General features: G+C 30.0%; 26 protein-coding genes. 25 read left to right on the forward strand and 1 reads right to left on the reverse strand.

The window, feature by feature from the left end:
* Nucleotides 1-276 precede the first annotated feature (276 nt).
* The gene (locus KPL38_RS02910) at nucleotides 277-2,574 is read left to right on the forward strand and encodes an AAA family ATPase (RefSeq protein ID WP_216286781.1); all 2,298 of its coding nucleotides are present in this window, start codon (nucleotides 277-279) and stop codon (nucleotides 2,572-2,574) included.
* Nucleotides 2,575-2,642: 68 nt separating this feature from the next.
* On the opposite strand, the gene ychF is transcribed toward KPL38_RS02910, so the two are convergent.
* Nucleotides 2,643-3,740, reverse strand: a complete 1,098-nt coding sequence (gene ychF / locus KPL38_RS02915) for a redox-regulated ATPase YchF (RefSeq protein ID WP_216286790.1) — start codon at nucleotides 3,738-3,740, stop codon at nucleotides 2,643-2,645.
* Between the two features lie 313 nt (nucleotides 3,741-4,053).
* Here ychF and mraZ point away from each other — a divergent pair, with 313 nt between their 5' ends.
* The 24 genes from mraZ to KPL38_RS03035 all read left to right on the forward strand — a co-directional run bounded on the left by mraZ (nucleotide 4,054) and on the right by KPL38_RS03035 (nucleotide 25,712).
* A complete protein-coding gene (gene mraZ, locus KPL38_RS02920; protein WP_216286792.1) occupies nucleotides 4,054-4,482 on the forward strand; it encodes a division/cell wall cluster transcriptional repressor MraZ in 429 nt (142 codons plus the stop codon).
* A 15-nt stretch (nucleotides 4,483-4,497) separates the two neighbouring features.
* Complete coding sequence (rsmH, locus tag KPL38_RS02925) at nucleotides 4,498-5,430, forward strand: 16S rRNA (cytosine(1402)-N(4))-methyltransferase RsmH (RefSeq protein WP_216286794.1); 933 nt, start codon at nucleotides 4,498-4,500, stop codon at nucleotides 5,428-5,430.
* 27 nt (nucleotides 5,431-5,457) lie between these two features.
* Complete coding sequence (locus tag KPL38_RS02930) at nucleotides 5,458-5,943, forward strand: hypothetical protein (RefSeq protein WP_216286796.1); 486 nt, start codon at nucleotides 5,458-5,460, stop codon at nucleotides 5,941-5,943.
* 55 nt (nucleotides 5,944-5,998) lie between these two features.
* The gene (locus KPL38_RS02935) at nucleotides 5,999-8,194 is read left to right on the forward strand and encodes a stage V sporulation protein D (protein WP_216286798.1); all 2,196 of its coding nucleotides are present in this window, start codon (nucleotides 5,999-6,001) and stop codon (nucleotides 8,192-8,194) included.
* A 214-nt stretch (nucleotides 8,195-8,408) separates the two neighbouring features.
* Nucleotides 8,409-9,854 (forward strand): UDP-N-acetylmuramoyl-L-alanyl-D-glutamate--2,6-diaminopimelate ligase, encoded by a 1,446-nt coding sequence (locus tag KPL38_RS02940; protein ID WP_216286800.1) that lies wholly within the window; start codon nucleotides 8,409-8,411, stop codon nucleotides 9,852-9,854.
* The gene (locus KPL38_RS02945) at nucleotides 9,855-11,252 is read left to right on the forward strand and encodes a UDP-N-acetylmuramoyl-tripeptide--D-alanyl-D-alanine ligase (protein ID WP_216286802.1); all 1,398 of its coding nucleotides are present in this window, start codon (nucleotides 9,855-9,857) and stop codon (nucleotides 11,250-11,252) included.
* The gene (mraY, locus tag KPL38_RS02950; protein ID WP_216286804.1) at nucleotides 11,249-12,202 is read left to right on the forward strand and encodes a phospho-N-acetylmuramoyl-pentapeptide-transferase; all 954 of its coding nucleotides are present in this window, start codon (nucleotides 11,249-11,251) and stop codon (nucleotides 12,200-12,202) included. Before KPL38_RS02945 ends, mraY begins: the two co-directional genes overlap by 4 nt.
* 20 nt (nucleotides 12,203-12,222) lie before the next feature.
* On the forward strand, nucleotides 12,223-13,329 hold the full coding sequence (spoVE, locus tag KPL38_RS02955; protein WP_216286806.1) for a stage V sporulation protein E: 1,107 nt from the start codon (nucleotides 12,223-12,225) through the stop codon (nucleotides 13,327-13,329).
* 265 nt (nucleotides 13,330-13,594) lie between these two features.
* The gene (locus tag KPL38_RS02960; protein WP_216286808.1) at nucleotides 13,595-14,401 is read left to right on the forward strand and encodes a cell division protein FtsQ/DivIB; all 807 of its coding nucleotides are present in this window, start codon (nucleotides 13,595-13,597) and stop codon (nucleotides 14,399-14,401) included.
* Between the two features lie 51 nt (nucleotides 14,402-14,452).
* Entirely contained in the window at nucleotides 14,453-15,172 is a 720-nt protein-coding gene (locus KPL38_RS02965) for a DUF881 domain-containing protein (RefSeq protein WP_216286810.1), read from the forward strand.
* 10 nt (nucleotides 15,173-15,182) lie between these two features.
* Complete coding sequence (locus tag KPL38_RS02970) at nucleotides 15,183-15,521, forward strand: small basic family protein (protein WP_216286812.1); 339 nt, start codon at nucleotides 15,183-15,185, stop codon at nucleotides 15,519-15,521.
* A gap of 12 nt (nucleotides 15,522-15,533) precedes the next feature.
* Entirely contained in the window at nucleotides 15,534-16,244 is a 711-nt protein-coding gene (locus KPL38_RS02975) for a DUF881 domain-containing protein (RefSeq protein ID WP_216286814.1), read from the forward strand.
* 129 nt (nucleotides 16,245-16,373) lie between these two features.
* The gene (locus KPL38_RS02980; protein WP_216286816.1) at nucleotides 16,374-17,036 is read left to right on the forward strand and encodes a YggS family pyridoxal phosphate-dependent enzyme; all 663 of its coding nucleotides are present in this window, start codon (nucleotides 16,374-16,376) and stop codon (nucleotides 17,034-17,036) included.
* 11 nt (nucleotides 17,037-17,047) lie between these two features.
* Nucleotides 17,048-17,500, forward strand: a complete 453-nt coding sequence (locus tag KPL38_RS02985; protein WP_216286818.1) for a cell division protein SepF — start codon at nucleotides 17,048-17,050, stop codon at nucleotides 17,498-17,500.
* Nucleotides 17,501-17,580: 80 nt separating this feature from the next.
* Nucleotides 17,581-17,835: a YggT family protein gene (locus tag KPL38_RS02990; protein WP_216286820.1), complete on the forward strand. Its 255-nt coding sequence runs from the start codon at nucleotides 17,581-17,583 to the stop codon at nucleotides 17,833-17,835.
* Between the two features lie 24 nt (nucleotides 17,836-17,859).
* A complete protein-coding gene (locus KPL38_RS02995; RefSeq protein WP_216286822.1) occupies nucleotides 17,860-18,633 on the forward strand; it encodes a YlmH family RNA-binding protein in 774 nt (257 codons plus the stop codon).
* A 17-nt stretch (nucleotides 18,634-18,650) separates the two neighbouring features.
* Entirely contained in the window at nucleotides 18,651-19,262 is a 612-nt protein-coding gene (locus KPL38_RS03000; RefSeq protein ID WP_216286824.1) for a DivIVA domain-containing protein, read from the forward strand.
* 107 nt (nucleotides 19,263-19,369) lie between these two features.
* Complete coding sequence (locus KPL38_RS03005) at nucleotides 19,370-20,062, forward strand: 5'-methylthioadenosine/adenosylhomocysteine nucleosidase (protein WP_216286825.1); 693 nt, start codon at nucleotides 19,370-19,372, stop codon at nucleotides 20,060-20,062.
* 154 nt (nucleotides 20,063-20,216) lie between these two features.
* The gene (locus tag KPL38_RS03010) at nucleotides 20,217-20,816 is read left to right on the forward strand and encodes a TraR/DksA C4-type zinc finger protein (protein WP_216286834.1); all 600 of its coding nucleotides are present in this window, start codon (nucleotides 20,217-20,219) and stop codon (nucleotides 20,814-20,816) included.
* Between the two features lie 172 nt (nucleotides 20,817-20,988).
* Nucleotides 20,989-21,435 carry a signal peptidase II gene (lspA, locus tag KPL38_RS03015; RefSeq protein WP_216286836.1) on the forward strand — a complete coding sequence of 149 codons (447 nt, stop codon included), beginning with the start codon at nucleotides 20,989-20,991 and terminating at the stop codon, nucleotides 21,433-21,435.
* Entirely contained in the window at nucleotides 21,436-22,344 is a 909-nt protein-coding gene (locus KPL38_RS03020; protein ID WP_216286845.1) for an RluA family pseudouridine synthase, read from the forward strand. It abuts the gene before it with no gap.
* A gap of 196 nt (nucleotides 22,345-22,540) precedes the next feature.
* Nucleotides 22,541-23,077 (forward strand): bifunctional pyr operon transcriptional regulator/uracil phosphoribosyltransferase PyrR, encoded by a 537-nt coding sequence (gene pyrR / locus KPL38_RS03025; protein ID WP_216286847.1) that lies wholly within the window; start codon nucleotides 22,541-22,543, stop codon nucleotides 23,075-23,077.
* Nucleotides 23,078-23,123: 46 nt separating this feature from the next.
* Nucleotides 23,124-24,407 (forward strand): uracil permease, encoded by a 1,284-nt coding sequence (uraA, locus tag KPL38_RS03030; protein ID WP_216286849.1) that lies wholly within the window; start codon nucleotides 23,124-23,126, stop codon nucleotides 24,405-24,407.
* 165 nt (nucleotides 24,408-24,572) lie between these two features.
* Nucleotides 24,573-25,712 carry a THUMP domain-containing class I SAM-dependent RNA methyltransferase gene (locus KPL38_RS03035; protein WP_216286850.1) on the forward strand — a complete coding sequence of 380 codons (1,140 nt, stop codon included), beginning with the start codon at nucleotides 24,573-24,575 and terminating at the stop codon, nucleotides 25,710-25,712.
* The last annotated feature ends 316 nt before the right edge of the window (nucleotides 25,713-26,028 follow it).

Below are 26,028 nucleotides of genomic sequence, written 5' to 3' on the forward strand. Positions count from 1 at the left end.
TTTAAGATGTGTTTGCTATACCCCAAAATAGGTTAAAAACGTAATAAAGCACCAGCTATTGCTGGTGCTAATAATTAAAACTTTTTGGGACATTTTCAAATTCAGTTGACAGTATTTGAGAATGTATATTTTCAATATTTATTGATAAAAAAATGTAAGAAAAACATATAAATGCTTTTATACTTAGAAAATATTATTCATATTAAAGCATAATATTTGTACCCAATGTGTAATTTGAGAATATTAATATAATAGGGAATTGAAAGGAGGCTGAGTATGAATAGGGAATTAACTCCGAAGGATATTATATATGAATTTGATATTGAAAATATTGATTTAGTAGAATCATTGGATTCTATGCCACAGTATTTTGATGCAATAGAAAATATTAAAACTGCTATGAGCATAGATGAAGAAGGTTTTAATGTTTATTTAATAGACGATTTTTCAAAAGATTCACTTAGAGATATTATGAAATATGTAAATAAAATTTTAGAAAATAAGAGTAAACCTAAAGATATTTGTTATGTATTATATGAAGATGAAAAATCACCTGAACCAATTTTTGTAAGCAATGGTGGGGGTAATAAATTAAAAGAAGCACTAGAAGATATACAAAATGAATATTTAGAGTGCACATTTCAATTTTATAATAATTCTACAAATATGGAAAAGGAAGAAATTCAGGAAAGTATTCAGAATGAAAGAAATGAATTGATAGGAAATCTAATAGATACAGCAAAAGAAAAAGGATTTGATATAAAATCTAGTAATAGTGGCTTTACATTCATACCTATAAGTAATGGAAAAGAAATGTCTGAAAATGAATATGACACATTACACAAGGAAAAAAAAGAAACTATTTTATTATCAGCAAAAATGTTAAAAGATAAGGCTAAGTATATATTGGAAGAGTTAAAAGAAATTGAAGTTAGAGATTTAGAAAAGATAAAAGAAATAATGAGACAATATTATGAAAATGAAATGTATGATTTAAAACAAGTTTATAAAAATATGTTTAAAGATGATGAAGTTGTACAGGATTATTTAGATATAGTGTGCACCGATATAGAAGAAAAACTTATCGAAAATTATTCTTTAAGTTATGATGATGACGAGGAAAGAATAAATGAAATTATCTGCAAATATGTTGTAAATGTTATTGTAGATAATAGTAAAACTCAAATTCCACCAGTTATTTTTGAACAGGACCCTAACTCAGCAAATTTAATTGGTAATATAGAATATGAAAATCATAAAGGGGTTTATTCCACGGATATAGGTTTTATAAAAAGTGGTAGTTTGCTTAAAGCGAATGAAGGGTGTTTGGTTATTAGAATGAACACTTTAGCAAGTAACCCTTTGGGATATCTTAATTTAAAAAAAGCATTATTAACTGGAGAAGTAGATGTTGCATGTAATATTAGACATTATGAGCTAATTGCTCTTAGCAACACATTAAATCCACAACCTATATCATTTAAAACAAAAATAATTCTTATAGGTGATTATGAGACCTACGATTTTCTTTATAATTATGATGAAGACTTTAAAAAACTTTTTACTATAAAAGCTGAGTGTAATCAAGTGCAGAATATAGATAATGAGTTGAAAAGTTCTTTAGTATTTGAAATCGATAAAATTTGCAAAAGAAATAATTTTAAGCTTCTTACAAATGGAGCAGTAAGACAAGTTGCAAAAATCATGTCAAGAAGGGCTCAGAGCAGAAATAAAATATATTATGATAAATATGAAATAAATAAATTATTAATATTAGCTAACAATAAGGTTAATAAAGAAAACAAAGATGAGATTAGTGCAGGTGATATAATTGAAGTAGGTTACACAAAAGATATTATAGAAAAGGAAATATTAAATCATTATATTGAAAAGAAAATGCTTATTGATGTTACAAGTAGTAAAATCGGACAAGTGAATGGGCTATCAGTAATTGATACAGGATATTTTAGTTTTGGTAAGCCGATAAAAATCACCTGTTGCTGTTACAAGGGAGTAGGAAATATAATTGATGTTCAGCAAGAGAGCAACATGAGTGGTAGTATCCATAGTAAATCAATTAATATATTAAAGGGTTATATAAGTAGTATTAATGGTGGATTCAATAGACTACCAGTTGATTTTCATGTAAGTTTTGAACAAATTTATGGCAAAATAGATGGTGACAGTGCATCAGTTGCAGAAATATTATGTATGCTCTCTGCCATGAGTAAAGTACCTATAAAACAGAATATTGCTATGACAGGTTCAGTAAATCAATTTGGTGATGTTCAACCTATAGGAGGAGTAAATGATAAGATAGAAGGTTTCTTCGCAGCATGTAAAGTGATAGACACTATAAAAGGTAAAGGAGTATTAATACCTTTATCCAATGCAGATGATTTAGTTTTAAGCGAAGAAATTGAGACAGAAGTGCAAAATGGAAACTTTCATATATATACAATGACATCTATAGATGATGCAATTGGAGTACTAATGGGTGAGTCTGAATATAATTTTGAATCATTGATGGTAGTTATCACTAAGGAATTAAAAAAATACAGCAGTAGAAAATAACTTGTATTTTCATATTTTAAAATGAAAAAAGCACAGACACTATTTTTCTAGTATCTGTGCTCTACTTTTTATACGTTAAATCTAAAGTTAACGACATCTCCATCTTGCATAATATATTCTTTTCCTTCAAGTCTATATAGTCCCTTTTCCTTAGCAGCGGCTTCACTACCACATTCAATTAAATCATCATAGGAAACTATTTCAGCTCTTATAAAACCTCTTTCTATATCTGAATGAATTTTACCAGCCGCAGCAGGTGCTTTAGTTCCAATATGTATAGTCCAAGCTCTTATTTCAGGAACACCTGCAGTTATGAAACTCATGAGTCCTAGTAGCTTATAGCTTGAGTGAATAAGTTTATCAAGGCCCGTTTCTTTAAGACCATATTCTTGTAGAAGTTCCATTTTCTCATCATCAGCTAAAGCAGACAATTCTTCTTCAAGACTTGCACAAACTATAATTACTTCTGAATTTTCGTTTTTTGCAAATTCCTGAACTTTTTTAACCATATCATTTTCTGTATTACCAGAAACTAGATCATCTTCACTGATGTTTGCAACATATAATACTGGTTTTGAAGTGATTAAAAAAAGACTATTTACGAAAATAGTTTCATCTTCAGTAAATTCTAGTGTACGTGCAGGAAGATTTGCTTCAAGGTGTTTCTTTATTCTTTCCATAAGGTCATATTCTACTTTAGCTATCTTGTCACCTGATCGAACAAGCTTTTGCGACCTGTCAAGTCTTTTTTCTAATACGTCAAGGTCAGAAAAAATAAGCTCTAAGTTAATAGTATCTATATCTCTTAATGGATCTACAGAGCCATCTACATGTACAACATTTTCATCAACAAAACATCTTACTACATGAACAATAGATGCAACTTCTCTAATGTGAGATAAAAACTTATTACCTAAACCTTCTCCTTTACTTGCTCCTTTTACAAGACCAGCTATATCATAAAATTCAATTGAAGTACGAATTATCTTTTTACTATCATAAAGAGATTGTAGTACATCCAATCTTTTATCAGGAACGCTAACAACACCTACATTTGGTTCGATAGTACAAAAAGGATAGTTAGCAGATTCTGCGCCTGCTTTTGTTATTGCATTAAATAATGTGCTTTTTCCTACATTTGGTAAACCTACAATTCCTAGTTTCATATATATGTACATTCCTTTCGTGCGTTTTAGATTATTAATTACTACAAAATTATACTCTACATCTTATTGCAATTCAAGATAGTATATTAGAAGTAATGGTTTATGTTTTAAGTATTGATATATGTATAATAATTACTATTTAGTAAGAATATTCTAATTAGTTTATATATTAGTTGAATTTTTTTTAAAAAAGTCCAATAACAGAAGAAAATAAAAAGGAATTTCCATTTTTCTATAGAATATTACTTAATAGTGGTTTAAAATGGATTAAAGTGGTTTAAAGTGGAGTAATTTTATTAAGTGGGGGAATGAAATGTTTATTGGTGAATATCAACATGCCATTGATAGTAAAAACAGAATGATTATCCCCACAAAGTTCAGAGATGGATTAGGCTCTGAGTTTATATTAACTAAGGGCCTTGATGGATGTTTGTATTTATATACAAAGGCTGAATGGAATATAATGGAAGAAAAATTAAAAAAGCTTCCATTAACTAGTAAAGATGCCAGAGCATTTGTTAGATTTTTCTTCTCGGGAGCTAATGAAATATCAATTGATAAACAAGGAAGAGCTTTAATACCACAAAATTTATGTGAATACGCTGGTTTACAAAAGGAAATAGTAAGTATAGGAGTATCAACTAGAATAGAAATATGGTCTAAGGACAAATGGGATAAATATAATGAATCGGATATCGATTTTGATGAGATAGCAGAAAAAATGAGTGAATTAGGAATATAGAAAAGGAGCGAAAGTATGGAATTTAAGCATGTACCAGTTTTGTTAAATGAGTGCCTTGATGCACTAGATATTAAAGAAAATGGAATTTATGTTGATTGTACATTGGGAGGTGCAGGTCATTCTTTAGAAATTTTAAAAAGACTATCACCTAAAGGACGGTTAATTGGAATAGATCAAGATGAAGATGCATTAAAAGCGGCTAAGGAAAAAATAAAAGAATATAACAATGTTACCTATGTACATGATAATTTTTATAATATCCATGATATATTAGATAAACTTAATATAGAAAAAGTAGATGGTATTTTCATGGATCTTGGGGTATCGTCATATCAATTAGATAATGCAGAACGTGGATTTAGTTATATGAGGGATGCAGATCTTGATATGAGGATGGATAGAAGTAAAGGTATAACAGCATTCGATGTGGTGAATAAGTATGAAGAGCAGCAGATAGTAGATGTTTTAAGAAATTATGGAGAAGAAAAATTTGCTAAAAGAATTGCGGGCTTTATTGTAGATAGAAGAAAAGTGGAACCAATTAATACTACATTGGAACTTGTGAATGTTATAGATGCAGCGATTCCAGCAAAGTTTAAGAGAAGTGGAGGGCATCCTGCTAAACGAACATTCCAGGGAATAAGAATTGAAGTTAATGGAGAATTAAAAATACTTGATAAAGCAATCGAAGATGGTGTAGAGAGACTAAATAGTGGTGGTAGAATGGCTATAATTACATTCCAGTCACTTGAAGATAGAATTGTTAAAGTTAAATTTAAAGACTTAGAGGATCCATGTAAATGCCCCAAAGACCTACCTATGTGTGTGTGTGGTAAAGTACCAATTGTTAAACTTATAAGTAGAAAACCAATAAGAGCAACGCAGGAAGAATTGGAGATAAATTCAAGGAGTAGAAGTGCAAAATTAAGAGTGGCTGAAAAGATTTAGTTCTAAATTATGAATGGGGTGAATAAAGTGATAGTAGAAAAAAACAAGTTTCAGATGGATGGTAATACGGTTTTAGCAGCAATTGAGCCATTAAAAAAGAGACGATATGATGATTTAGAAACATCTAAAAAACAGATTATAAACAATAAAAAACTAAAAAATGACAAGAGGAAAAAAAGCATTCTCAAAAGTATTGGTTTTGGTTTTGTTATTGGCATGGTAATTATTTTCAGATATTGTATGATCTATAATTATCAGCAGGAAAATGCTAAAGCTAAGAATGCAATAGATTTACTAAGTAAAGAAAATGACTCATATGCAGTGGATTTAATTAAATTTAGCAACATAGGCTACATTGAGAAAACTGCTACCACAAAACTCCATATGGTTAAACCTAAGGTCAGTGATATACAATACTTAGATTTAAGCAAAAGTAATTTAGTAACAAAGGAAAAACCTCAAGTAAAAATAAACAATGGTGTTGTAAGTAAAATTAAAAATATTATCTTTTAGGTAGCATTTTATAGTTGCTACCTGATTTAGTGAGGATCAGCAAGGGAGGAATAATTTGGCAAATAGAGAGTATAGAGACAAGGTATTAGTGAAACGTAGAATGTTGGTTGTCTTTTTCATACTTTTTATTTTTTTTATTGTGTTAATTAGTAGGCTAAGCTATGTGATGATTTCTAAGGGAAAAGATTATAAAGAAAAAGCAATTTTGCAGTGGACAAGCGATGTTCGGATTGCTCCAAAGCGTGGAAGAATATTAGATAGAGATGGTAAAGAATTAGCTATAAGTGCAAATGTTTTTAGAGTAGACTTGGATCTTAATTCATTAAGGGAAACTATTAAAAAAAACAAGTTAACTATGAATGACATTGCACCAGAACTTGCTACAATACTTGGAATGAAATCTAGTGAAGTTTTACCTATTTTAACTAAGACTAATTCAAAAGGAAAAGCAATTGGAGCAGCAATACTCAAAAGAAGGATAGAAAAGAGCACAGCAGATAAAATCAATGATTTCTCAAAAAAACATAACCTTCGTGGAATTGTTATTACAGGGGATACAAAAAGATTTTATCCTAATAATAATTTTTTATCTAGTGTTTTGGGACATACAAATTCAGATGGAAATGGATTAACTGGTGTTGAATTATATTACAATAAATTTTTATCAGGTGTACCTGGAATAAAAATTTCAGAAACTGACAGAAAAAGTGAAGAACTCCCTTATACAATATCCGATTATACAAAGCCAATACAGGGCAAGGATGTTGTACTTACTATTGATGAAACAATTCAATTATTTTGTGAAAAAGCAGCCTCACAGGCTATGATTGATAATAAAGCAAAGGCAGTTACCATAATTGCAATGAATCCTAATAATGGAGAAATATTAGGCATGGCTAATCAACCAGGTTATAACCCTAATAATCCTTGGGATTTAAGCAAAAGTTATGACGAAAATCAAAAAGTATGGAGAAACAGAGCAGTAAGCGATACTTTTGAACCGGGGTCTATATTTAAGGTGTTTACAGCAATAGCCGCTATGAAGGAAGGCGTTGTTAAGGAAAGTGACAAATTTAACTGTACTGGGAGCACTGTAGTTTCAGGCAGAAGAATTAAGTGTTGGAAAACTACAGGACATGGAATCCAAAATTTTGTAGATATAATAAAAAATTCTTGTAATGTTGGATTTATGGAACTTGGGAGAAGGCTAGGACCGGAAAAATTAAATAAGTATATTTCTCTATTTGGTTTTGGTAAAAAAACTGGTATTGATTTAAATGGAGAAGCCCTGGGAATAATAAGAAAGACTAAAGATATGACTGCTCAAGATGTAGCAACAACATCATTTGGTCAAAGTAATACTTTATCTTGTGTGCAGTATTTAACAGGGTTTAATGCTATAGCAAATGGTGGTAAACTTATAACTCCTCATGTTATGAAACAAATAGTTGATTATGGTGATACAAATACAAAAAAAGTTTTGAAAACTTATTCGAATTATAATGTACGAAAAATAATAGATGACCAAACTACAGCAAAACTTCGTAGTTATCTTGAACAGGTCGTAGAAAGTGGCGGTGGTAAGAAGGCGTATATTGCAGGATATCATATTGCTGGAAAGACAGGAACTGCTCAAAAAATTAGTACAACAGGACCTGGTTATGCACCGCAGAAATATGTTTCATCATTTGCAGGAATGGCACCAGCTGCTAATCCTCAAATAACTATATTAGTTAATATTGATGAACCAGACCCATCTAATTATTATGGTGGGCAGATAGCAACAGTAGTTGGTAAGCAAGTTTTTAATGATATTTTCAATTATCTATCTTTAAAATCTGATGCAACAAGCACAGAAATTGGTAAAAGCTTGTTAAAGGATATTGTTGTACCTGAGGTTAGAGGTCTTAAAAAAGTGGATGCTGAAAAATTATTGAAAAAAAATAGTCTAAAGGCAAAATTAACGTCAGATGGGGATACCATTAGTGATATGACTCCTAAACCTGGATATACAGTTAAAGAAGGGTCCGAAATAATTTTGCATACTGGTGCTTTAAAGAAAGAGAGCAATACTGTTATGGTTCCAAATATTGTAGGTAACAGTTCAGAAAATGCTAGTAAACTTTTAAATAATCTTGGTTTAAAAGCCGAATTTATTGGTAGTGGAATAGTATCGGAGCAAAGCGTAGAAGGCAAAGAAGTCAAAAAAGGTACTACGGTCACACTTAATCTAGATGTTATGGCTGACTAGTTAAATATAGTGTATAATAATAAATTAGATACGCATTAATTAAAACCGACAGGCCTCAGTATTTTTGAGCTGTCGGATTTATCATGTAAAAGGGTATTAGTAAGAGCATTTTAAAAGATAGTTATATTTTGAATACTATTTCCAAAAGAGGTTAGTAATAAAAAGAATTATCTTTTTGAAATGTACTTATGTGATGATTTAAGGGAGTGATAATATGAAGTTAAGAAAAATTATGGAAAATATTAATTTTAATTTAATAGAGGGTGATATTGATATAGATGTAGAAAATATTCAATATGATTCAAGAAAAGTAAAAAAAGGAGATGTGTTTTTCTGCATAGAAGGTTATAAGGTTGATGGTCATAAATATATACAAAGTGCGATTGAAAGTGGTGCTATTGCGGTTGTATGTCAAAAAAACATAGAAAAGCATTTAAATATTTCTGTACTTAAGGTAGAAAATAGCAGAAGGGCATTGGCTGTAAGTGCTGCTAATTACTATGAAAACCCAAGTAAAAGCATGAAAATTATAGGGGTAACAGGTACTAACGGTAAAACAACTTCAGTTTTTATGATTAAAGCTATTTTGGAAGAAAAAGGGTACAAAGTTGGTCTTATAGGAACTATAGCAAATTATATTGGTAAAAGGAAAATACATACAGAAAGAACTACTCCAGAATCACTTGAATTACATGAGCTATTTAGGGAAATGGTAACTTCTAAGGTGGATTATTGTGTTATGGAAGTTTCATCTCATTCTTTAAGTTTAGACAGAGTTTATGGGATAGAATTTTGTGAGAGTATATTTACTAATTTAACTCAGGATCATTTAGATTTTCATAAAACATTTGAAAATTATTTTAATGCAAAGCTTAAGTTATTTAAGTATAGTAAAAGCTCTATTATTAACATAGATGATACGTATGGTGTAAAGGCTTATAATTTAATTACAAATAAAAAACTAAGTTATGGATTAAATCATAAAGCAGATATTATGGCCATTAATATAAAAATGCATTCAAGGGGTAGTGAATTTACACTGCAATATAAAGACAACTCTTATGAAATTAAATTAAATATACCTGGTAACTATAATATCTATAATGCACTTGGGTCTATAGCAGTTTGTTTAAACCAGGGGATAGATATATCTGTAATTAAACAGGCCCTGCAAAAGGTGCAAGTAAGTGGACGTTGTGAACTTGTTAAGAATGAGCATAATTTGGGGTTCGAAATAATTTTAGACTATGCACATACACCTGATGGGTTAGAAAATATATTGACAACGGTCAGAGAATTTACGAAAGGCAAGCTTATATGTGTTTTTGGATGTGGTGGAGATAGAGATAAAACCAAAAGAGCCATAATGGGTAAAATAGGAACTGATTTAAGTGATATTTCAGTAATTACCTCTGATAATCCAAGAACAGAAGATCCAATGCAAATCATAAATGATGTAGTAAAAGGAACCGTAAGGCATAATTTTGAAGTTATAGAAAACAGACGATCTGCTATAAAACGATCAATGGAGATTGCAAGTGCTGGTGATGTAATTGTTATTGCAGGAAAAGGGCATGAGGATTATCAAATTCTTAAAAATAAAACTATACATTTTGATGAGCGAGAAGTTATTTCAGAGATAATAAAGGAGCAATTTTAAATGGAGTATATAAGTCTTGCCGAGATACTTGAGGCGACTAGGGGAGAAATACTAGTTAAAGGTGAACAAACTTTGTATAATAATGTTTGCATAAATACAAAAATTATAAAAGATAAAGATATATTTATAGCAATAAAAGGCGAAAATTTTAATGCCAATGATTTTATAGTTGATGCTAGTAAAAAAGGAGCTTCTATTTGCATTATTGATGAAATAAAATATGACGAAACGAAGCTTAATAACAAAACTTATGTAATTAAGGTAGCAGATACAAAAAAGGCACTACTAAGCCTTGCTAAATTTTATATAGGTAAATTAGATTTAAAAGTAGTTGGTATTACGGGTTCTACAGGTAAGACATCAACTAAGGATTTAGTGGCTGCTGTTCTTAGCGAAAAATTTAAAGTTTTTAAAACATTAGGTAATTTTAATAATGAGATAGGACTTCCACTTATGATATTTAAGTTAGATAAAAGTTATGATGTTGCGGTTCTTGAAATGGGTATGAGCGATTTTTTAGAAATCCATAATATGTGTGAGACTGCAAAACCTGATATTGCTATTATTACTAATATTGGAATGTCTCATCTTGAAAATCTTAAAACCAGGGAAAATATTTTAAAAGCAAAAATGGAGATAACAGATTATTTTAATAAGGACAACGTATTAATTTTAAATTCAGATAATGATCTATTAAAAAATATAAGTAAAAAGAATTATAAACTTATAAAAACAGGAATTGATTCAGAAGCTGATATAAAAGCATGCGATTTAATGGTTGACGAACAGAAAATAACATTTAGAATATTAGATAAAGGAAGTTTAATAAAAAATGTTATAGAAGTTGATATACCAGGGCGTCATAACATATTAAATTCAATGCTTGCTATAGCATGTGCAAGGGTAATGGGTATGGAATATAATGAAATTGCCAAGGGGTTTAAGAGGTTAGAAGCTACGTCTATGCGTTTAGATATAACAAAGGGTGAAAAGTTTACTGTAATTAATGATTGTTATAATGCCAGCCCAGATTCAATGATAGCTGCAATTGATGTACTTTGTAATATTAGTGGAAACTCTAAAATCGCAATATTAGGAACTATGAAAGAATTAGGTAATGGAGCATATGATGCACATAAAAAAGTTGGAGAATATGCGAAATATAAAAATATTGATTTGTTAATTGCCCTAGGTGAATTTAATCAGGCATATAAAGAAGGATTTAACGATATAAATAAATATAGAAGTTTTAAGTCTTATGATGAAGTAGTTTCTTTTCTAGATGGAATAATTGGCTGTAATGATGTTGCTCTAATTAAAGCTTCAAGATCCATGAAGTTTGAGAGCATAGTAAAACAATTAGAAAATATAAATGTTAAAGAGGTGATAGAAAAATGAGCACAATTATTTATTCTGTTTTGATTGCATTTTTCTTATCAATTATACAAGGGCCTATACTAATTCCTATGCTACATAAGCTCAAATTCGGACAGAATATAAGAGCAGAAGGACCTAAAAGTCATCTCAAAAAAGCGGGAACACCTACTATGGGTGGTATAATATTCATAATTTCAACAATAATTACTATGCTAATTATTGTAAGACATACTAATGATGAGGCTATGATTGCATTATATTGTTTTATTGCTTTTGGAATAATAGGATTTATTGATGATATGCTAAAAATAAAACATAAACAAAATGAGGGACTTAAGTCTAAACAAAAGATGCTACTCATAGTAATAGTTGCTGGCTTAATTGGCTATTACTATTCACTTAAGGCCGGAACGGATATAATGATGCCATTTTTAAATAGAAGCATTGATTTAGGCATTTGGTATGTTCCTTTAGCTATTATTTATTTTGCAGCAACAACAAATGCGGTTAATTTAACTGATGGCTTAGATGGATTGGCTACTTGCGTTACAATAATAGTTATGACATTCTTTGCATTGGTTAGTAATATGATGTTTCATACTACGCTTGCAATATTTTGTGCTGCACTTGCAGGTGCACTATTAGGATTTTTAAAATTTAATTCTTATAAAGCACAAATTTTTATGGGAGATATGGGATCTCTCGCACTGGGTGGGGCTGTAGCTGCAGTTGGCATGATACTAAAATCACCTATACTTGTTGCAATTGTTGGCGGAATATATGTTTTAGAGACTGTATCTGTTATCATTCAAGTTTTTGTATTTAAAGCAACAGGTAAAAGAGTATTTAAAATGGCTCCAATTCATCATCATTTTGAGTTAAGTGGATGGAAAGAAACCAAGATTGTAGCAGTATTTTCAGTTGTGACAGTAATTTTATGTTTAATTGGATTTTTATCATTTCCCTATTAATCATTTAAGGAGGATATAATATGAAAAAATACAAGGCTAAAATGGGACAATTAGATTTTGTATTGTTTGCAACCATAATGCTTCTTGTAGCCATTGGAGTGGTAATGGTTTATAGTGCTAGTTCATATTATGCTGCGTTCAAATTTAATGACCCAGAATATTTTTTGAAAAAACAATTTTTGTGGGCATGTACTGGATCTGTTTTTATGGTTACAGCCATTAAAATTGATTATCATATTATAAAGAAATATACTGGCATTATTATGGTAATTACGGTAATGTGTCTAGTTGCTGTATTTGCATTTCCAGCTATCAATGGGGCTAAGAGATGGATTCAATTAGGACCAGCATCTTTTCAACCATCTGAAATTGCAAAATATACTGTAGTTTTGTTTATGGCTAAGAGCTTAGATAAAAAGGGAGAAAAAGTTAAAGAATTTTTAAGGGGAGTATGTCCATACTTGTTAGTCTCAGGATTTTATGCTGGTTTGATTTTGCTTGAGAAAAACTTAAGTATCGCGGCTGTTATAATGATTGTTACAATGATTATTCTATTTGCAGTAGGTGCGAATTTCAAACATATCTTTGGCATAGGGTCAGCACTTGTTGCAGCTGTTGGCGCTTTAACAATTCTTGAGCCTTATAGAATGGCAAGGCTTATGAACTTTACAAATCCATTTAAAGATAGCCAGGGTGATGGATATCAATTAGTTCAATCACTTCTTGCACTTGGGTCAGGAGGGGTTACTGGGGCAGGTATCGGACAATCAAGACAAAAATGTCTTTACATACCAGAACCACATACAGATTTTATTTTTTCAATAATAGGTGAAGAATTAGGAGTAATTGGATGTGCTTTTATAATCTTATTATTTATAATTTTTGTATGGAGAGGCATTAAAACGGCAGTTACAGCTAAAGATATGTATGGAACAATACTAGCTATTGGAATTACATCGGTTATAGCTATTCAAGCAGTTATAAATATTGCAGTAGTTACTGGATCTATGCCTGTAACAGGTGTGCCGTTACCATTTATAAGTTATGGTGGGTCAGCTCTGGTGTTCAATATGTTTGCAATGGGAATTCTTTTAAATGTATCAAGACAAACTGTAAATAAAAATTAAAATAAAAGGCATGCATGCGCGCATGCCTTTTCTATGTCCATATATGTCTTTGGTATCCATATAAGTACTAATTTATTGAAAATACTAAGAAATACATTGAAATTGAGATGAAAATAGTTTAATTAAGTGTTATTATATATAAGTAACTAGTTTAAAATTACATTTATGTGAATTATGCTTGAAATTTATTAACAAATAGTTACATAACAGATTTTATTATAATGTGTAAATTGGAATAATATTTTTAATGGATGTGGAGAAGTGAATGAACAATAAGGGTGATAATCTTAAAAATGGAAATTATATTATAGAAAATAAAGAAGAGTTATTGCATAAAAGAAAAAGTAGAAAAAGATTAAGGTATCTAATGCTACTTGTAATAATTATGGTATCTACATTGATTACATTATGTATTAAATTACCTTACTTTAATATCACAAGTATTCAGATAACAGGCAATATGAATACTTCTAAAGCTGAAATTTATAAGACGGCTAAAACTCACTTAGGAAGTAATATATTTTATGACAGTTCTAATGATAGCAAGAAACAAATCATGAAAAATCCATATATAGTATCTGTAAAAGTTAATAAAGTCTTACCTAATAAGCTTACAATTAAAGTACAGGAGAGAGTAGCTGTATTTTACGGAAAACAAAATAATAATTATTATATTTTAGATAACAATGGAATTTTGCTTGAAAAAAGAACTAATATAAAAAATATGAACCTAATAAAATTAGTTGGATTCAATTATGAAAAATGTGAAGTGGGCAAATTAATTGCATTAAAAGATGATAGAAAGATTGATGCTATAAAAGAAATAACAAGTATGATTAATGAATATAGGAAAACGAATAAAAGTAATAATATAACGATGGTAGATGTAAGTAATGTGCTAGATATCAAGATTTTCTCTGGGAATATGTGTATTAAACTTGGAGCAGTTGAAGACATAAAAAACAAATTTAATAAGGCAATAAATATTATTACTCAACTTAGATATCAGAATGCGAATGGATATGTTGATGTTAGTTCTAAAGGAAACCCAGTTGTATTTATAAAAAAATAGTGGAAAATTTAGTGATAATAATATCGCCGGATAGTAGCAAGGAGGAAATCCATGAAGAAGTTTAGAGCACAATTATCCATTGGTTTGATATGCATATTATTAGGATTTATGATATCTTATCAATTTAAAATGATAAATAAACAAAACTCAGTTGCGGAACCAGATACGAATACACCTGAGATAATAACTGAAAATGAGCAATTAAAAAAGAGCGCAAAAGATATGCAGAAAAAAATCGATGAGTTAGATGCTAAAACAAGAGAATATGAAAGCTCTTCAGTTGGAAAAGATGCACAAAGTAAATTAATATTCAAAGAATTGCAGGAAACAAGAATACTTACTGGTGGTACAGAAGTAGAGGGCCAAGGAATGACAATATACATAACACCAAAGAGTAATATTTTTGGAAGTAGTTCTGAAGATCAACTTATAAATGATACGGATTTAGTTCATATTGTAAATGAATTAAACGCAGCAGATGCTGAAGCAATTTCTATTAATGATATTAGGCTAACTTCTCGTAGTGGTATAAGGAATGCTGGAAATGCAATAATTGTAAATGATGGAAGAATTTCTTATAATAAAAGAATTACTATTAAAGCAATAGGGAAAAATGACATATTAGAAAGCGCTATTAGTTTTCCAGGGGCAATTCCACTAACCCTTAGTCAAACTTGTGACATAACTATGGAAAAATCAAACAATGTCATAATTCCTAAATATAATAAAGCGTATAAATTTGACTTTGCTAAACCGATAGTAAAGAAATAGGGGTGATTAAATGGTTGCTTTTGTAGGATTATTAATAGGTGTTATATTAGGAATTGTTTGGAATGTTAATATTCCAGTTAAATTTTCACCATATATTTCTGTAGCAATTTTTGCATGTTTGGATTCTGTTTTTGGCGCATTAAGAGGCTCGATATCTCATAATTTTAGATCGGATATTTTTATATCAGGTTTTTTTGGAAATGCGGCTTTGGCCGTTGCAATGGTTTATTTAGGCGATAAATTAGGAATACCAATTTATTTAGCTGCTGTTATTGTATTCGGAGGAAGAATATTTAATAACTTTGCAATTATAAGACGTCTCTTAATAGACAAAACAAAATCTCATTAATGAGGTGATTAAATGAAAAACAATGAGTCCACCATATTTGTTTTTATAGCTTCAATAATTATAGGTTTACTTATTGCTATGAATATTGGATTTAAAGGTAAAAATAATTTTTTAGATATAAAACAGTATAGCGAAGCATATAATGAAAGAACTAAATTGTATTCTGATCTAAATAATTTAAAACAGCAATATTATGTTAGTAAAGCTAAATTAGATAAATATAATAGTGGTGATGAAAAAAATGTTCTAGTAACAAAAGAAATTGAACAAGAGATTAATGAAAACAATTTACTATTAGGAAAAAGTGATGTTGCGGGTCCCGGAGTTAAAATTACACTGCAGGATGGTACAAATAATTTCGATGATTATCCTACTATGGATCAGTTAATTCATGACTCTGATATTGTACAAGTAATTAATGATCTTAGAAATGCTGGGGCAGAAGCTATTTCTGTAAATGGGCAGAGAGTTGTTTATAATAATTATGGATTGTGTGCTGGGTCGAATATCGATTTAAATGGCATTAAAATAGTGACACCATTTTATATTACAGCAATTGGTAATGAAGATGTATTGTATAATTATTTAACACTGGAGCAAACATATATAACTCAATTAAAAACTAGAGATGTCCATGTTAACGTCGTTAAACAAAATAAAATACAAATTTTGGCATATAATGGCAAATATATTTATAAGTATATTAAGTTAACTGAAAAATAGGCTTCATTAATTAAAAACATATAAAAATTTGAAAATATTGAAGGAATTTTATGCTTAATGAAGAATTAAGACATAAATGGAATAAATAATATAATTCATACAAAAGAAAATTTAAGGAGGGACGGATAGTTGTCTATCGGTGAAGTTTATAAAAATATAAAGGAAAAAATTCCAGAAGATGTAACATTAGTATGTGTTTCTAAAACTAGAACAATAGATGAGATAAAGGAAGTTTATGCTTCTGGAGCTAGAGATTTTGGCGAAAATAAGGTACAAGAATTGATGGAAAAATACGATAATTTAAAAGATGATATAAGATGGCACTTTATAGGCCATTTACAAACCAATAAAGTAAAATATTTAGTTGGTAAAGTTTACCTTATACATTCTTTAGATAGCATACATTTATTGAAGGAAATTGAAAAACGGTACGCTGCTAAAGGAAAAATCGCAAGTTTATTAATTCAAATTAATGTAGGCAAAGAAGTGGCAAAAACTGGTATAGCTGTTGAAGAACTAAGCTCGTTAATAAAAGCTTGTGAAGGATGTAATAATATAAAAGTTAAAGGGCTAATGGCCACAATACCGATTGGTAATGAAGAAAGTTCTAGAAAATATTTTACCAAGATGAAATCTATATTTGATAATCTAAAAACTTTTGACTATAAGAATGTTTCCATGGAGTTTCTATCATTAGGTATGAGTAAAGATTATAAAGTTGCCTTAGAAACAGGAGCAAATATGATTAGACTTGGTGAACACATATTTGGTAGTCGAGATTATAAAGAATAGGAGGTACTATAATGGCAAGTAAAGTAATAAATAAGGTTATGGGTTTTTTAGGTATGACAGAGGAAGATGAAGATGGAGATGAGATACAAGAAATGGACAATGAAGATGATAATGTGGATATAGAATCATTGAGGAATGCAAATAAAAAACAAAATAAAGTAGTAAATATACATACATCGGCGTCTACAAAGGTTGTTATCATAAAACCTGATGATTTTGATGAAGCAACGGTGATTAGCGATAATTTAAAATCTAGAAAAATAGTAGTAGTTAATACAACTGGATTAGACCCTAGAATTGGACAAAGACTATTAGATTTTGTTGGAGGGGTATGCTATGCATTAGGTGCTGAACTTCAGCAAATAGAGAAAGGGGTATACATAGTATCACCTTCTAATGTTGAAGTTAATAATGAATTAAAGACTGAACTTAGTTCAAAAGGAATTTTTAATTGGAATAAATAAAATATTGTTGAAAAATTATAATATTAGAAGGGAATAACTAATTATTAGCAATATTATTGAAATTCGGGAGGGTATAAAATTTGATTAGTAGTTTAATTAACATAATTTTTGATGTGCTAGAATATGCAATACTTATTGAAGTGATCTTGTCTTGGGTTTATGCGGGGCGGTCAAATCAATATATAGACTTATTACATAAAATCACAAATCCTCTTTTAGAACCTGGAAGAAAAATTCAAGACAGATATTTTAATAATATGATGGTAGATTTTTCACCAATAATAGCACTTTTTATTATAATGATATTAAGAAAAATTGTGTTTTTTATATTGTGAGTAATTATTTAAGGTAGGATTAAAATGAATAAAAGTCAATTTTTAAATAGCGTTAATATTGAGGATAAAAATTTATTATCCAACATATACAATAAAATACAGATAGCTGAAAAAACGGATAAAATTATATTTATTGATAATTTTTTGCCGCCAGCTGTATGGAATCAAATCTCAAATTTATGCGAAAATTATCAAACTAAATTATTTAAAAATGGTGTGTTTAAAAATGCTGATAGAAGAATGTTATCATTCTCTTCTTATGATGAACCTGTAACATATCCTATAATTATGTTGAAAATCAGCAATAAATCTAAATTTAGTAGACTTGATCATAAGGATTATTTAGGTGCTATAATGTCACTTGGAATTAAAAGAGAAAAATTGGGGGATCTAATAATTCAAAATGACGTATGCTATGCACCAGTTTGCAATGATATTAGTAATTATATTATAAATAATTTGAGAAAAATAAAGAATTGTCCTTGCGACGTTAGTGAATATGATTATATGTTAAATGATCTTCCGGAAAGAAAATTATTAGAGAAAACTATAATATCTACGTCTTTTAGACTTGATAGTATGGTCTCGGCAATTTGTAATGTGTCAAGAAGCAATTCGGTTGAACTAATATCAAAAGGCCAAACATTAGTGAATTATTTTCAATGTGAGAAAAAAGATAAGGTTATTAAAAATAATGATACCTTAACAATTAGAGGATATGGTAAATTTATGGTTGCAGATATTATAGGAAGCACTCAAAAAGGCAGACTAAAAGTAATAATAAAGCAATACATTTAGGTAGGGGTGGGAACAAAATGAAAATAACATCAATGGATATTAATAATAAAGAGTTTAAAAAAGGCTTAAGGGGTTACAATGCTGATGAGGTTGATGAGTTTTTAGATAAGGTAGCTGAAGAATATGAGGTTATATACAAAGAAAATTCAAATATAAAAGAAAAAGCATCATTTTTGGAAGAAAAATTAGAACATCATGTACAAATTGAAGCTACAATTCAAAGTACATTAGTGCTTGCTCAAAATGCTGCAGAACAAGTAAAAGCTTGTGCTCAAAAGGAATCAGAACTTATTATTAAAAATGCAAATGATTCTTCTCAAAAGTTAATAGATAAGGCTCACAATGATGTACTTAAAGTAAATGATGAATATGATAGAACTAAGCAGGAATTTGCAAAATTTAGAACGAAGTTTAGGAACTTTATGAATTGTCAGATTGAAATGTTTGATGGTTTAGAAAATGATTATCTTAAAAATAATAATGTGGGCAATGATTTAATTGACGATAATAACGATGAGAAAGATACTACTGATATAGAAAATTCAGACGTATCTGTTAAAAATATTGATGAAAATGAATTCCATAATAATGATTTAAAAGAAATAAAAAGTTTTTTTGCAAAAGGGTAGAAACATAAAAATCTCACTCATTGGGTGAGATTTTTTATGTGACTAATATAGAAAAGTTTAATTAAAAATTACTAATTAGTTATATAGTTATGAGGAGGAAAAAAAAGATGAATGTAGGTATTATTGGAGCAATGAAAGAAGAAGTTCAATCTTTAATTAACAATATGGAATTTGAAAGAAAAGAATTAAAGGCTAAAATGGATTTTAGGCTTGGTGTTATACAGAATAAACATGTAGTTGTAGTTACAAGTGGTATTGGAAAAGTTAATGCAGCTGTTTGCGCTCAAATATTAATCGATGATTTTCATGTTGATTATATTATAAATGTAGGTATTGCAGGTGGAACTGTCGATAATATATACCCAGGGGATATTGTAATAGGAGAAAACTTATTGCAACATGATATGGATACAACTGCATTTGGTGATAAATTGGGTCAAATTCCAAGACTAGACACATTTGATTTTAAATGTGATAAAAAACTAATTGAATATGCTAAAGAAGCATGCAAGGATATAAAGGAGCATAATCATTTTACTGGTAGAATTGTGTCAGGTGATCAATTTATTGCTAATATAGATAAAATAAATTGGCTTAATGGTGAGTTTGAATGTTTAGCTTGTGAAATGGAGGGAGCAAGTATTGCTCAAGTGTGCTATTTGAATAAAACTCCTTTTATTGTCATTAGATCAATATCAGACAATGCAAATAACGGAGCTAAAATGGATTATGAAAAATTTAAGGATATAGCTGTTGCCAATTCTACAAATATATTAAATAATATGTTGAAATTAATATAAAAGTTGATTTGTGTGTTTAAGTTTAAATATTTAAGCTATTTTTTAAAATATTATTAAATAAGTGTAATAATATTCTTTTCATGAGAAAACATAACCTTATAGAAGTTTTATTTGTTTAATATTACTACTATAAAAAAATGGAGGTGTTGTTATCATGGAAAAGAAAAAATTACAATATTATAAGGGAAAATTAATAACTGAGCAAATAAGAGTTCGTGATCTTATTAATCAAATGAAACAAAATGGAGTTATAGATTCTAATAGTGAATTGGCAACTGAATTATCTTTTTATGATAATCATCCGTCGGATACTGCAACCGAGTTATTTGATAAGGAAAAGGGAATTGCATTAAAAGGTAATGAAAATTCAATTTTAAATAAAATTGAGGGTGCATTAAAGGGTATTGAAAATAATAATTATGGAAAGTGTAAGAAGTGTGGAAAAAGTATTAATGAGGAAAGATTAGAATTCACACCTTATGCAGAAAACTGTATACAATGCCAAAGGTCTATTGATAATAGTATGCCAGCGGAGCACAGCAATAGATCTTCCTCTGAAGATGTACTAGGTTCATTTTTTAAATACAATGATGGTAATGTTGGTGTTGATCAGGAAGATACTTATCAAGCAGTGGAACGATTCAACAAATTAGATGACATAGTTGAGTTTTATGACGACGATGATAATGGTGGATATGTTGAACCTATTGAGGAAATAAGTAATGATCAATATAAAAATCAATTACCAGATTAATAATAAAGTGCTACAGGTTATAACTTAATCAAGTAAAATATAGAAAAGTATATATTGCATAAATTATAAACTTCATTAGAAATTGAGCAATATATACTTTTTTTATTGGTATACTAGGATTCTAGTATCTTGTTTTGGTAGTTTTTAATGTGCTTCAAACAGGGGGATGGGTATGGAAATTTTAATCGTTTTTATTGGTCTTCTATTGGATAGGTTAAGCAAACTTTGGGCGCTCAGTGTTTTAAAACAAAGCAATGGAACTATAATAATTAAGGACTTTTTTAAATTAGAATACTTAGAGAACAGAGGGGCAGCTTTTGGAATATTGCAAAACAAATTAATTTTGCTAGCGTTAGTTACATTGATAGTCATTGGAGTTATGATATATTATATTATTAAGTATAAGCCAAAGTCAAAGTTTTTAAGGATAAGTTTTGCTTTAATTATAAGTGGAGCACTTGGAAATTTATATGATAGATTATTTTATAAATATGTTGTAGATTTTATTTTATTTCATTATAAAGATATCTATAATTTTCCTACATTTAATATAGCAGATAGTTTAGTAGTTGTAGGAACATTGATTTTGGCAATTTCTATAGTAAAGGAAGAGGTATAGATGGAAAAGTTTGAGTTTAACGTTGGGGAAGATTCAGTTGGTACAAGATTAGATGTTTTTATTTCTAATGAATTTGAACATAAATCAAGATCATATATTCAGAAAATAATTGAAGGCGAGACAGCTATTGTAAATGGAAAATCTAGGAAAAGCAATTTTAAACTGAAGTTAGAGGACAAAATTACTTTGGAGATTCCGGATCCTATAGAATTAAATGTAAAAGCTGAAGATATACCATTAGATATTTTGTATGAAGATAGTGACGTAATAGTAATTAATAAACCACAGGATATGGTGGTTCATCCAGCACCGGGGAATTATACTGGTACATTAGTTAATGCACTTCTTAATCATTGCACAGACCTATCAGGTATCAATGGCGTTCTAAGACCAGGCATAGTGCATAGAATTGATAAAGATACATCTGGAGCTTTAGTAGTTGCTAAAAATGATATAGCACATAATTGTCTTGCTGCGCAACTTAAAGATCACTCAATGACAAGAAGTTATTTAGCTCTTGTAGAAGGTGTTATTAAAGATGATAAGGGTACAATTGATGCACCTATTGGTAGGCATCCTAAAGACAGAATTAAAATGGCAATAGTTGAAAGTGGTAAAAGGGCTGTTACACACTTTAAAGTAATAGAAAGATTTGATAGTTATACATTAGTAGAATGTAACTTAGAAACAGGTAGAACTCATCAAATAAGAGTACATATGGCTAAAATAGGGCATCCTTTGGTGGGGGACTCAGTATACGGCTTTAAAAAACAGAAGTTTAATCTAAAAGGCCAAGTTTTACATGCTAAAAAGCTTGGATTTATACACCCAACTACTCATAAATATATTGAGTTTATTTCACCACTTCCAGAATATTTCACACAACTTTTAAACAAGTTAAAAAGCTAAAAAATAGTTGAAAAAGCTCAGAATATGTGATATTATAAATATAATATAATTTCTATGCCTTTAAATGTTCCAGAGAGATCATAAGGATAAAGATAGTGATACTTATATGCAAGTATAGTATGCCTTTACCTTTTTTGGTAAGGGCTTTTATTATTGGGCATATTAAAATAAATAATATTAGGTAGGAGGTGAGATTATGGAATTTAAATCAGTGTTATTAGATGAAAAAGCGATAAAAAGAACACTTACAAGAGTAGCACATGAAATTATTGAAAAAAATAAAGGAACAGAAAACATTATATTTGTTGGAATAAAAAGAAGAGGGGTTCCAATTGCTGAGCGAATTTCTTTTTTAATAGAAGAATTTGAGGGAATTAAAGTCCCGGTAAGCAGTGTGGATATTACATTATACAGAGATGATTTATCTTCGCTAAATGATCAACCAGTTTTAAATAATATAAATTTAGGTATAGATGTGAGAGGTAAAAAAATAATTTTAGTAGATGATGTACTATATACTGGAAGAACTGCAAGGGCAGCAATTGACGCCATAATAGATAAGGGAAGACCTCAAATGATACAATTAGCTGTTTTAGTAGATAGAGGCCACAGAGAGTTGCCAATTAGAGCAGATTACGTAGGAAAAAACATACCAACTTCAGGCAAAGAGATGATTTCTGTGGAACTCTCAGAAATAGATGAGAAGGATTCGGTAAGTATATATGAACTTTAACTTTAATCTTTTAAAATAGTCCTAGAGAGGCTAAAAGGAGGAACTAATGAAAAATTTTATAGATGTTGACGAAAAATTACCTATATTAAAAACCCTACCACTTAGTTTCCAACATTTGTTTGCTATGGTTGGGGCAACAATACTTGTACCAATGCTTACAGGTCTTAGTCCATCAATTGCACTATTTTGTAGTGGTGTGGGAACTTTACTCTATATATTATGTACAAAAGCAAAGTTACCTGCATATTTAGGATCATCTTTTGCGTTTATTGGACCCATGGGTGTTGCTACAAAGGCATATGGACAAAGTTCTATGCTATCAGGAATTATTGCAGCAGGTTTTGTATATGTAATTGTAGCTTTAATTATTAAACTTATAGGAATAAAGTGGTTAGATAGATTATTGCCACCAATAGTTGTAGGTTCTGTTGTAATTGTAATAGGGCTTAGTTTAGCTAGCGTTGCTATAAATTGGTCAGGTTTAAATGCCGCATTTACAACACCATCATTAGATGGTGTATCCAGAGCAACATGGATAATTATATCAATGACAACTTTAGCAATAGCAATAATCGGTACTATGTATTTTAAAGGATTTTTCGGAGTCGTACCAATTTTGATTGCCATGGTTGTTGGGTATGTACTTTCTATAATTCTAGGAGTAATTTCACCTGAGGTTTTAAACAAAATTGGTTCTGCACAGTTTCTTAGACTACCAAGTTTTGTTTTGCCCACATTTAACATGAATGCGATTATGCTTATGGCACCTATAGCTTTTGTAACACTCGCCGAACATATCGGACATGTATATGTTACAAGTAATGTAGTTGGCAAAAATTTTACAAAGGATCCTGGACTTCATAGATCAATTCTTGGAGATGGTATTGCTACGATCTTTGCTGGTTTTGTAGGTGGACCACCTAATACAACTTATGGTGAAAACATAGGAGTTATGGCAATTACTAAGGTATACAGTGTTTGGGTAATTGGCGGAGCAGCTATTATAGCAATTGTATTGTCTTTTATAGGACCAGTTTCAGAAGTTATAGGGAATATTCCATTGCCTGTAATTGGTGGAGTTAGTGTTATGCTATTTGGAATAATAGCGTCATCGGGTTTTAGAATTTTTGTTGAAGATAAAGTTGATTTTAGCAAAAAAAGAAATTTGATTATTGCTTCAGTAATTATAGTTTTAGGAATTGGCGGAGGTGGTATTAAGTTCCAATTTGCAGGTGCAGATGTAGAAATTGCAGGACTTGCGCTTGCAACTTTGGTTGGAATAATACTTAACTTAGTTTTACCTAAAAACAGTAAGTCAGGAGATAATTAATTTTGCATTGTTAAACAAGATTATGTATTTAAGTGTCGGAGTTATTCTGACACTTTTATTTATTTAAAAAGTGTAAATCAAATAATGTAGACAATAATAACAAATAGAGATATTATTATATAAGTAATGTTTGTTATAAACATAAGAGAAATGGGAGAGATATATATGATGTATACTTTAATTGCCACTACGACGTTTGGTTTAGAAGCGATTACCGCTAAGGAACTAAAAGCACTAGGGTATGAAAATTTAATTGTAGAAAATGGGAAAGTAACGTTCAGCGGAGACGAAATGGATATTGCTATATGTAATATTTGGTTAAGAACTGCAGAAAGGCTGTTTATTAAAATGGCAGAATTTAATGCCTTGTCTTTTGAAGATTTATTTCAAGGTACAATTGCTATAAATTGGGGTGATTTTATACCTGAGGATGGCAATATGCATATCATAGGTAAATCTGTAAAGTCAAAGCTTCATAGTGTTCCAGATTGCCAAGGTATAGTAAAAAAGGCAGTAGTAGAATCCATGAAGAAAAAATATGATAAAGAGTGGTTTTCAGAAGAAGGACCTGAGTATAAGATAGAAGTTGGAATTTTAAGAGATGTAGTAACTTTATCAATTGATACTTCAGGTGTTGGTTTACATAAGAGAGGATATAGAGAATATGCTGGTGAGGCGCCACTTAAGGAAACTTTAGCTGCTGCTCTTGTACTTATAAGTAAATGGGATAGCACAAGAGTTTTAGCTGATCCACTTTGTGGTTCTGGAACAATAGCCATAGAAGCTGCTCTTATTGCCAAAAACATGGCTCCAGGAATAAATAGAAACTTTGCAGCAGAGAATTGGCCAAGTATGGATAAAGATATTTGGGATCAAGTTCGTGAAGGGGCAAGAAAAACTGTAAACACCAATGAAATTGAAATATTAGCTTCAGATATTGATGGAAGACTACTTAAGGTAGCAATAGAAAATGCAGAAAAAGCAGGGGTCAAAGACTTTATAAAATTTCAGAAAATACCAATGCAGGAGTTTGCATCTAGGCAGAAATATGGAGTTATAATAACTAATCCACCTTATGGAGAAAGATTAGGCGAGGCAGCAGAAGTAAAAAAACTACATATTGATCTTGGAGAAATGTATTCAAGTTTAAATGAGTGGTCTTGTTTTGTTATAACATCTAATCGTGATTTCCAAAAAGATTTTGGTAAGAAAGCAGATAAAAATAGAAAATTATATAATGGAAGATTATTATGTTACTATTACCAATACATAATAGAAATACCTAGGAAAAAGAAGGAAGACTAGAGAACTATAGACTTTCTTTTGCATGACTTGAATAAGAGTTTGAAATATGAAATTTCATTAAGAAATTCTAGTGTTTTGTTCATGGAAAATTCTCTGGCACTCACACTCGACGTCCTGTCTCGAGTTCGCTAGCCTTCCTTCCTGGAAGGCTCACGAGAATTTTCCATTTACAAAACAAGAATTTCTAAATGAAATTTCAATTTTTTCTGCTCTTCTTATTTCAAGTCACTTCCGCAGGAAGTCATACTAGTATGTCTTTGTGGAAGGTCAAGGGATCGGGATTCTCTATTCCTAAAGCAGAAATAAGGCAAGGAAG

The organism is Clostridium psychrophilum (assembly GCF_018861705.1).
In the GTDB taxonomy this organism is placed as follows: Bacteria; Bacillota; Clostridia; order Clostridiales; family Clostridiaceae; genus Clostridium_AD; species Clostridium_AD psychrophilum.